Source organism: Slackia sp. (assembly GCF_977041755.1).
This window is the reverse complement of record NZ_CDRRGL010000075.1, coordinates 1-9624: the sequence shown is the minus strand read 5'-3', so window position 1 is coordinate 9624 and position 9624 is coordinate 1. Positions and strand designations below refer to the sequence as shown.

Genomic DNA, 9624 nt, shown 5'->3' with positions numbered 1-9624 from the left:
ATGCGGTCTTCGAACACGCCCTGGGTGGAGTTCGTCAAGCGGCCGTAGATGTTGCCGGCATCGGCCAGGCCGAAGCGGTCGGCGGCGTGCTGGGAATTGCGGAACACGTAGCTCGTGGTTTGGTAAATGGGCACCGCGCGCGCGTCGCTGGCGGGATCGGCGCTTTCCTGGCCGACGTGCAGCTGCAGGGTGTCGAAGCCGAAGGTGTGCTCGGGGTTATTGATGAACTGGCTCATTGGAAAGTCTCCTTACATAGTTCGATGGGCTAGTTCCCATCGCGAATGGAAATGTGCTGGTCGGTGGAGCTCCCGGCAGGTGTGAAAGCGAATCTACCGGGAGTTCGGCATTCGTTTCGTGTGTCGCATTCGGGGCTCCTTTCGAAATTCCCATTTTCCTACTCGTTTGGTCTGTTGAACAGAATAGGGGCGTGATATGGTGATGTCAATCAGTAAAAACTGGTAGCTAGTTATCTGTTGAATAGATAGCGAAACCGAATGCATACATATATGAGATATGAGAACCAGGCGCATAGATGCACGAGGAAAGATATGAGGAAAGCGCGAAGCTGAATCGGGCAGGGCCGCCGCATCGCCCAAACCGCCGCCAACGTGCTCCGATGCGGCAATGGGTCGATTCCGCTATTCTGTTGATGACCAGCGACGTCGCCGCGCGCGGTGCCTTTTTCTTGGCGAGCGGGCGTTTTGCAGCTGCAAAAATATATGAATAGCGAGCTTTTTCGCAGGCGCGCCCCCCGATGCAACGATATGCATTACACTACGAAAGATATGCCGTGCTCTAAAGGGCGCACGGCAGGTACATTTGGCCGTTAGGAAAAAGTAGACGTCATGGATATTCGTTTTACAAGGCGCACTGCGCTTCTCATAGTGTGCGACATCCTCGCAACATTCCTTTCATACTACTTGGCATCGGTGCTCACGGGCTTGGTGGGCGAAGTGTTTGCCACTCACGAAATCTATTTCATTCTCGGCGTGCCAGCAGTTGTGTATATCTGCCTGTTCGCCGCATTCAAGATGTACAACAACCTCTGGGAATACGCTTCGATCGACGATGCGATTCGCATTGTCATTATGGTCGGCTTTGGAACGCTGGTTTCCGCCGTGTTGCTGTGGATGCTTGGCGAGTGGATTCCCATTCGTATTTACTTCGTCGCGCTGTTCCTGATGATTTTCTTCACGGGCGGCGTGCGCATGGTGTTCCGCGTCATTCGTTCCAAGAAGCGCGTTATTGCCGCTACGCCTGCAGAAAATCAGAAACGCTTGCGCACGCTGGTCGTCGGTGCGGGCGAAACGGGCTCGCTCGCGATTGGCCGCATGGCTTCGCGCGATCCGCATATGCCGGGCGATCCGATTATTGCGGTCGATGACAATCCCAGCAAGCGTAAGCTTCGCATTCACGGTGTCGAGGTCATGGGAACGAGCGACGATATTCCCCGTTTGGTCGAGCGCTTCGATATCCAGCAGATCGTTGTGGCCATTCCCTCTGCCACGCTCGACGAGCGCAAGCGCATTTATGGCATTTGCACCAAAACGAATTGCCAGTTGCGCACGCTTCCCAATGTGCGCGAGCTGCGTATCGACGAAATCAACGACGTCAAGCTGCGCGAGGTCGACGTTGCCGACCTGCTCGGCCGCGAAGAGGTCGTTTTGAACACGCGCGTTGTGAGCGGTTATATTTCCGGCAAAACCATTCTTGTTACCGGCGGCGGCGGCTCTATTGGATCTGAGCTGTGCCGTCAGGTTGCCGCCGTTGCCCCGAAACGCATCGTGGTGTTCGACATGTACGAAAACGACGCCTACATGCTTCGCAATGAAATCATGTCGCAATACGACGATGTCGACGTGCAGGTCGAGGTTGGTAGCGTGTGCGACGAGGGCCGTTTGCGCGACGTTTTTGAGAAGTATCATCCCGCAGCCGTGTTCCATGCAGCTGCGCATAAGCACGTGCCCCTTATGGAGATGTGCCCGCGCGAGGCGATTCAGAACAACGTGTTTGGCACGTTGAACGCCGTGCGCCTTGCTGACGAGTACGGCGTTGGTCGCTTTATCTTTATCTCGACCGACAAGGCGGTGAACCCCACTTCGGTCATGGGCGCCACCAAGCGTATGGGTGAGATGATCATTCAGCATTACGCGCAGGAATCGAAAACGGTGTTCACGGCTGTGCGCTTCGGCAATGTGCTCGGAAGCAACGGCAGCGTTATTCCCCTGTTCAAGCGCCAAATTGCGGCCGGCGGCCCCGTTACGGTTACCGACCCGAACATCGAGCGCTTCTTCATGACGATTCCCGAGGCGTCGCGCCTGGTTATTCAGGCGGGCGGCATGGCCAACGGCGGCGAGATTTTCATCCTCGATATGGGCGACCCCGTGAAAATCGTCGATTTGGCGAAGAGCCTCATCAAGCTTTCCGGCCTCGAGGTCGATAAAGACATCAAGATTGTCTATACCGGCTTGCGCGAGGGCGAGAAGATGTATGAAGAGCTGCTCATGAACGAGGAGAACACGATTCCCACCAAACTCAAGGGCATCATGATTTCCACGGGTAAAGAAATTGGTTACGAGGCCGTCGAGCGCAAACTTGGAGAACTGCGCGACGCTCTTAGCCAGGACGATGTCACGGCGCTTCACACGCTTGCCGACGCCGTTCCCACGTACACCATTACGCATAACGTTATCGAAGAACGAGCAGCTGCTGCGCAGGGGAAATAGTTGATGCAGGATACGAATGTCGATTGCGCACGGAAGTGCGAAGCAGTGCGTACGGTGTCGGTTGCTATCGTCGCGCACAATGAGGCCCAGCATTTTTCGAATATTCTCGAAGATGTCGTAGCGCAAGATTTCCCTCACAATCGAATTGAGCTTCTGCTTATTGACAGCATGTCGAAGGACGACACGAAGCAGGTTATGCTTGAGTTTGCCGAGAGCGACCAAGCCAAGGGATTTCAAAGGGTTGCCGTTCTTAGCAATCCAGGTGAAATACTTCCGTGCGGCTGCAACGTCGCTATTAAGAATTTCACTGGCGATGCCCTGGTTCGCATTGATGCTCATGCACGAATTCCCCAATCGTTTATTTCCTCGAATGTCGAAGTCCTCGACGAGGGGGAGTTTGTTTGTGGCGGGCCGCGTCCAACGATTGCTTCTCCCGAAACCGACTGGAGCAATACGCTCCTTATGGCAGAGGAATCGGCGTTTGGCAGTTCAATTGCGGATTATCGTGGTTCCTCAAAAAAGGAATACGTCTCGTCGGCGTTTCATGCGATGTTCCGCCGCGAAGTAATTGAACGAGTTGGGCTGTACAATGAACGTCTCGCCCGCACCGAAGACAACGACTATTTCTACCGAGTTCGCGAAGCCGGCTATAAGATTCGCTTCGATGTCCGAATTCAATCTAAGCAAATTGCGCGCAGTTCGTTGAAGCGTATGCTGAAACAGAAATACGGTAATGGGTATTGGATCGGCCGTACGATGTATGTTCAGCCAAAGTGTTTCAGGGCTTATCATTTTGCGCCGTTCGCATTCGTTCTCGGAATCATTTTGCTGGCGTGCGTTGGTTTTTTGCGCGGCTGGGCACCTTTCGTTGCGTGTGCAGCCCTTTATGCGGCGGTTACGGTGGTGCTCATGTTGCGAGTTGCGGTTGAATCTCCGAAGCGAAACATCCGCATGGTCGCGTTGCCGTTTGTATTCTTTGGTATTCATGTTTCGTATGGCGTCGGAACGCTCGTGGGGCTTATCGCGGGTGCGTTTAAGAAGATGCCCCCTTTCGACACTGCGTTTTCCGCAGAAGAAGGCGAGTAACAATGCAGGAATTGACTCAAGAAGACCTCAAGGGGCTCCAATCCAAGAGCCTTGAGATGGCGAAATACTTTAAAGCCTTCTGTGAGAAGCATGACTTGACGTTTTATTTTTGCGGCGGCTGCTGCATTGGCGCTGTTCGTACCGGCGGCTTTATTCCCTGGGATGATGACGTCGATGTGTTCATGCCACGCGAAAGCTACGAACGCTTGCGTGAGCTTTGGCCCGAGCACGCCGATTCGCGCTATCAGCTCGTCGAATCTGATGAAACGTTCATCGATCACGACATCTTCGTCGCTATTCGCGATGCGCAGACCACGTTTATCAAGCCCTATCAGCGCGATATCGACTTGTGTCATGGCCTTGTGCTTGACGTGCTTCCTCTTGATGGCTGTCCCGATGGTTTTGCTCGAAAGAAGCAAAAAGCTTGGGCGCTCATTTACTCGCTGTTCCGCGCGCAATTCGTTCCCGAAAAGCACGGTGGTGTGGTTGCGATGGGCAGCCGCATTTTGTTGGGCCTTGTGCGTTCGCCTCGTGCGCGCTACAAGCTGTGGAAACGCGCTGAACGCAATATGACGAAGTACCCCATTTCGGAATGCAACAAAATCACTGAGCTCTGTTCGGGCGCGCATTATATGCAGAACGAATATCCGAAAGAGGCGTTCGATCATGCGGTGATGCATGCTTTCGAAGATACCGAAATGCCTCTTCCGTGTGGCTACGACGCTTATCTTCGTATGGCGTTTGGCGACTATATGCAGCTTCCGCCCGAAGACAAGCGTAAGCCGCACCACGATGCGGAGTTCTTCGACTTGAACACCCCGTGTGCGCAGTATAAAGGCGTGAAGTATTGCGTCGAAGAGTCGAATCGGCAATCAAACGACGAGCGCTAGGTGGGCTGGATGATTCAGAGCAATGCAGCACAGCCGAAAGTTTCTATTGTTGTGCCTGTGTACAATTCGAAGCAATATTTGGCCCGCTGCCTCGATTCTTTGCTCGGACAAACTGTCAGCGAGATCGAAGTAGTGCTTGTCGATGACGGTTCGACCGACGGGTCTTCTTTGACCTGTGATGGCTGGGCCGATATAGATTCCCGAATTCGCGTGATTCATAAAGAGAATGGCGGTTTGAGCGACGCGAGGAATTGCGGTGCCTTGGCTGCTCGTGCGCCATACATCGCGTTCGTCGATAGCGACGATTCTGTTGACCTGGACTTTTGTGAGTCGCTGTTGCACGATATCGAAGCCACGGGCGCCGATATCGCAACGTGCGATGTGATCGATGTCGAAGATGGTTGCGAGCTTCCCGACCATATAGACGCATCGCATCGCACGGTTGAGGTCGTGACTCCCGTTGAGGCTCTAAGGGCGTCGATCACATCGGGCTTGCCGCGCATTTGGGTTCCGACGCGCCTGTACAAAAAAGAGCTTTTCGACAACGGTTTTCTTTTCCCGGTTGGCAAGACGTACGAAGATGCTGCGACGATCGTCGAGATATTCGGTTCTGCCTCGTCTATTTCGGTTTCGAACGCCCAGCTCTATCATTATCGCCATCGTGCGGGGAGCATCACCACGCAACCTTACACTCCGAAGGCACATGATATTATTGATGCGTGGGAGCACACCGCGTCAATGGCGTGCGAAATGTATCCGGAGCTCAAAGAAGACCTGGACTTTCGCCTTTATTGGGCGCGATGCGTCGTTCTTGACCGAATGATCGCTTCTCGCGAAATGAATGGCACTCCCGAGGAGAAGGAGCTCGTGTCCTATATTCGGGCGCACTTCGAATCGGTGAAGAATAATAAGCAAATGACGAAAGCCCGCTATGTGCTGTCAAAGGTGCTTATGTTGAGTTTGCCATTGTATCGGTGCGTGCTGCGCGTTATGAAATAAAATCTCTCGTGTTGGATCAATAAGGAGCAATCAATGATTTTCGGAGCTATTCTTGCTGGCGGCGTTGGTTCTCGAATGAATATCGAGAGCATGCCGAAACAGTACCTTCCTCTTAACGAGAAGCCCGTTTTCATTCATACGCTTGAGAAATTCTTGCTGTGCAGCGAATTCGATGCTGTCTTCATTGGCACGCACGGCGATTGGGTCGAGTACACGAAGGATGCTGTTGCCCAGTATGGTTTCGGCGAAACCCCGGTTCACGTCGTGCAGGGCGGCGCCGATCGCAACGGCACGATTCTCGAGATTATCAAAGCCATCGAGGAACGTTATGGCGAATCGGATGAACATGTCATCGTTACGCATGACTCTGTGCGTCCTTTCGTGAAAGTGTCGACTATTAAGGCGAATATCGAGGCTGCGCAAAAATTCGGCGCATGCGACACGGTTATTCCTGCTACCGACACCATTGTCGAATCGCTTGATGGTGAGTGCATTTCCTCTATTCCGCTTCGCTCGAATATGTATCAGGGCCAAACGCCTCAGAGCTTTAAGGTGAAGACGCTCAAAGATTTGTATGCAAGCCTTACCGATGCCGAGCGCGCCGAGCTCACCGATGCCTGCAAGATTCTTGTGCTGAAGGGCAAGCCTGTTCATTTGGTGCTGGGCGATGTGACGAATATCAAGCTTACGACCATCATGGACTATAAAACGGCCCAAGCAATGATTGAGTGTGGGGTTGACGAATAATGATCGACAACGTGTACCAGCTTATCGCGCCAAGAACGGTCGCGATAAAGTTTGAAGACGTCGATATCGCCAACAAGGTGATCGTTCGACCTCGCTATATGGCGGTTTGCCACGCCGATCAGCGTTATTTCCAGGGCAAGCGCGACCCCGAGGTTATGCGCAAGAAGCTTCCCATGGCTCTTATTCATGAATGCATGGGCGAGGTGCTCGCAGATGCCACCCACACGTTCAATGTGGGCGATCCCGTCGTAATGATTCCGAATATTCCAGGCCATGGTCCCGATGGCGTGTATGAGAACTACGCTTCAGGCTCGGCGTTTCGCTCGAGCGGACATGACGGCTTCATGCGCGAATTCGTCGCGCTGCCTGCCGACCGCGTTGTTTCATGCGCCGGAGTCGAGCCCCATGTTGCCGCTATTGCCGAATTCGTGAGCGTGACGATGCATGGCATTCATCGCTTTGATATCGCCGCCCATGCGAAGCGCGACCGAATTGCCATTATTGGCGATGGCTCGTTGGCTTATGCGTTGGCATGCACGCTCTCGTGCCAATACCCCGAATGCGAGATTGTCGTTGTCGGCCATGACCCGGAAAAGCTCTCGATGTTTTCCTTTGTTGCGGAGCGCTATCTGTCGTATGAGGCGCCTGCCGACCTTACGTTTGACCATGCATTCGAGTGCGCTGGCGGCGAGGGTTCGACGTCCGCGATCGATTTCGTTATTGAGCATATTCAGCCGCAGGGCACGCTTATGCTTATGGGCGTGAGCGAGCACCCCGTGCCGGTGTTCACGCGCAATGTGCTCGAAAAGGGCATGACGCTCGTTGGGTGCTCCCGTTCGGGCCGCGACGATTTCCTCGCCGCGATCGACGTGATGCGCGATAAAGACATCCAGCGTAGGCTTAGCCAAATCGTCCATTTCGATGGGGAAGTGAACGACATAAAAGACATCAAGCGGGTATTTGCGACCGACTTGCAAAACCCGTTCAAAACGGTATTTAAGTGGGGCCTGTAATGGCTTGGATGCCGAAGGTGAGGCACCGCGTGGGCTCGGCCCGAGGCGTCGTGCTGTCGTTGCAAGTAACTATCTCGGTGCTTTCGGGTGCTTTATTTGCGACGGGAGTATTGACGAACGATACGATCGTCACCCTTGCTGCGGTGCTCGCGCTTTTTGCGGGCAACCTGCTGCATGGCTGCCTCGACGTGAAAAACCGCTTGCTTTTCCTGTTTCTGCATGCGGGCATCTTCTTGTTCCTTTTGACACGTCCTATTTTTGGCGAGCTTGACCCAAACAGGGATTGGTTCTTGTGGACGGTCGAAACGACGATGTTCGCGCTTTCGTCCATTTACGTTTCGATGCTCTTCTTGCTTCTGGGGTCGACGTTGTGCTCGGCTATTGCGCGCCATAATGAATGCGTGAGGGAGCGGAAGGCGCGCATGGCGCCACGCGTGGTGGAAGCGACAAAGCCCGTTAATAACGTCGTGGCCGATTATGCCTTGCGCATAGGGCGCAGCGAGAAGATGCTCTATATTCGCCGAGCTTCCTTCTTGCTTTTCATAGTGTGCTTCGCGGGCGCGATGTATGACGGTTCTATTCGTCTGTCGTACATGGGCGGCATGTCGTATGAAGAATACTACCTTATTGATTCCAGCGAGCATATTCCGTGGATAGTCGATTTGTTTAGGGCGATGACGCCATACGTTTTGTGCGCGTATTTGGCGACGATGCCCCGCAAGCGCCCCACGGCGATTTGCTTTTTGATGTTCATTGCGACTTCGGTGCCGATTTTGCTTATTGGCTCGCGCGGCGATTTTGTCATAGACATATTGTTTGCGGCGCTCTATTTCGTTTTCCGTTCGATCACCGACAAAGAAGAGCGTTGGATTACGAAGCGCATGATGGTTGGCGTGGCTATTTTGGCGCCGTTGGGCATTTTTGCAATGGGTTTGCAGAATTATTTGCGCTCAGGCCAGGTGACGAACCTTGGTTTTGTCGAAATGCTCGAAGATGCGCTGTTCAAGCAAGGCGTTACGTTTACGGTGCTCGGCCGCGCATATCTCGTGAATGACCAGGTCCAGGATCTTGGGTTCAAGTTTTTCACGATGGGCGCCTTTATTTCAAACATCACAGAAGGCTTCATCGGGCAAACCTTCTTGGGTTGCGAGGCGCTTGGTTCGACGAACAGCGCAAAGCTCGCCCTCGAGGGCAATTCTTATTCGCATACGATGTCGTACTTTGCCCATTACAACTACCTGGGCGGAGAAGGCTATGGCTCTTCCTATATCTTGGAATGGTTCGCCGACTTCGGTTGGGGAGGCATCGCCGTTGGCAGCTTTATGATGGCATGCGCGTTCTATCTTTTGTCGCGTTCGATTGGCAAAAGGTGGTTCTGGGGCATGGTCGGTCTGATTTCGGCCATGAATGTGTTCCATATGCCGCGCGGTTCTGCGAGCGAGTGGATTTCGTTCATTTGGACGACGAGATTTTTGGCGGCGCTCGTGCTGGTCATGGCTTTCGCGGCGGTGCTCGCGCTTGTCTCGCGGGCTGGAACATGGCAAAAGGTTGTGGCTGCCGAACAGTCTCCGCCGTCTGCGGCCGCTCGGCACTGTGTAGCGCTTCCGCGCGCTTTACCCGTATGCAAACCGCTTTCAGGCAAAGCGGCGAATATGAAAACAAATGTGTATGGCATTGCATGTATTGACTTGGCCCAGGAAAAAGGGAGGACCGATGCTTAATTTCACCACGATTTGCGAAAGCGTGAAGCGGCACTGGATCGCCATTGTGCTGATTACCGCGCTCGCTCTTGTCGCCGGCGCAGGCTCGTCGTTTGTCAAATCTGGCAAGGTCGAGACCGCTGCGACGTATACCGCCGAGGCAAGCCTGTATGTCACCGGCTATGGCTATGATGAGAATGCTCGTCAGGGCGGCGATTACAATTACGAATTCAACGAGAATACGATGATGAACGACGTGCGTCGAATCGTCGTGAGTAAGGAAGTCGCTGCTCAAATTCGCGAGGAATACGGCGAAGATATCACCATTACCACGCCCGACTGGAAAGATACCTCCACGAAAACCAGCTGGACGACTCGTTTCTGCTTCATTGACGTTACGGCGGAAGATCCTGACCTTGCCCTGAAGGTCGCCGACGAAGTTGCGAACAAGGTATGCGACGTT

Annotated in this window: 9 protein-coding genes; 8 read left to right on the top strand and 1 reads right to left on the bottom strand. The window is 53.6% G+C overall.

Annotated elements, in window-relative coordinates:
• Positions 1–236, bottom strand: a 236-nt coding sequence (locus ACWI8T_RS06455) for a PLP-dependent transferase (protein ID WP_449138349.1), incomplete at its 3' end; no start/stop codon positions are given.
• A gap of 609 nt (positions 237–845) precedes the next feature.
• Here ACWI8T_RS06455 and ACWI8T_RS06450 point away from each other — a divergent pair.
• The 8 genes from ACWI8T_RS06450 to ACWI8T_RS06415 all read left to right on the top strand — a co-directional run.
• Complete coding sequence (locus tag ACWI8T_RS06450) at positions 846–2726, top strand: polysaccharide biosynthesis protein (protein WP_449138348.1); 1881 nt, start codon at positions 846–848, stop codon at positions 2724–2726.
• Between the two features lie 3 nt (positions 2727–2729).
• Positions 2730–3812 carry a glycosyltransferase family 2 protein gene (locus tag ACWI8T_RS06445; RefSeq protein WP_449138347.1) on the top strand — a complete coding sequence of 361 codons (1083 nt, stop codon included), beginning with the start codon at positions 2730–2732 and terminating at the stop codon, positions 3810–3812.
• Positions 3813–3814: 2 nt separating this feature from the next.
• Complete coding sequence (locus ACWI8T_RS06440) at positions 3815–4702, top strand: LicD family protein (protein ID WP_288485505.1); 888 nt, start codon at positions 3815–3817, stop codon at positions 4700–4702.
• 9 nt (positions 4703–4711) lie between these two features.
• Positions 4712–5701, top strand: a complete 990-nt coding sequence (locus ACWI8T_RS06435) for a glycosyltransferase family 2 protein (protein ID WP_449138346.1) — start codon at positions 4712–4714, stop codon at positions 5699–5701.
• A 33-nt stretch (positions 5702–5734) separates the two neighbouring features.
• Entirely contained in the window at positions 5735–6448 is a 714-nt protein-coding gene (locus ACWI8T_RS06430; protein ID WP_287538483.1) for an IspD/TarI family cytidylyltransferase, read from the top strand.
• Positions 6448–7461: an alcohol dehydrogenase catalytic domain-containing protein gene (locus tag ACWI8T_RS06425; protein WP_449138345.1), complete on the top strand. Its 1014-nt coding sequence runs from the start codon at positions 6448–6450 to the stop codon at positions 7459–7461. Before ACWI8T_RS06430 ends, ACWI8T_RS06425 begins: the two co-directional genes overlap by 1 nt.
• Positions 7462–7469: 8 nt before the next feature.
• Positions 7470–9182 carry an O-antigen polysaccharide polymerase Wzy family protein gene (locus tag ACWI8T_RS06420; RefSeq protein ID WP_449138344.1) on the top strand — a complete coding sequence of 571 codons (1713 nt, stop codon included), beginning with the start codon at positions 7470–7472 and terminating at the stop codon, positions 9180–9182.
• Positions 9175–9624: hypothetical protein (locus ACWI8T_RS06415; protein ID WP_449138343.1), on the top strand; the 450-nt coding region annotated here is incomplete at its 3' end. The genes ACWI8T_RS06420 and ACWI8T_RS06415, both read left to right, overlap by 8 nt.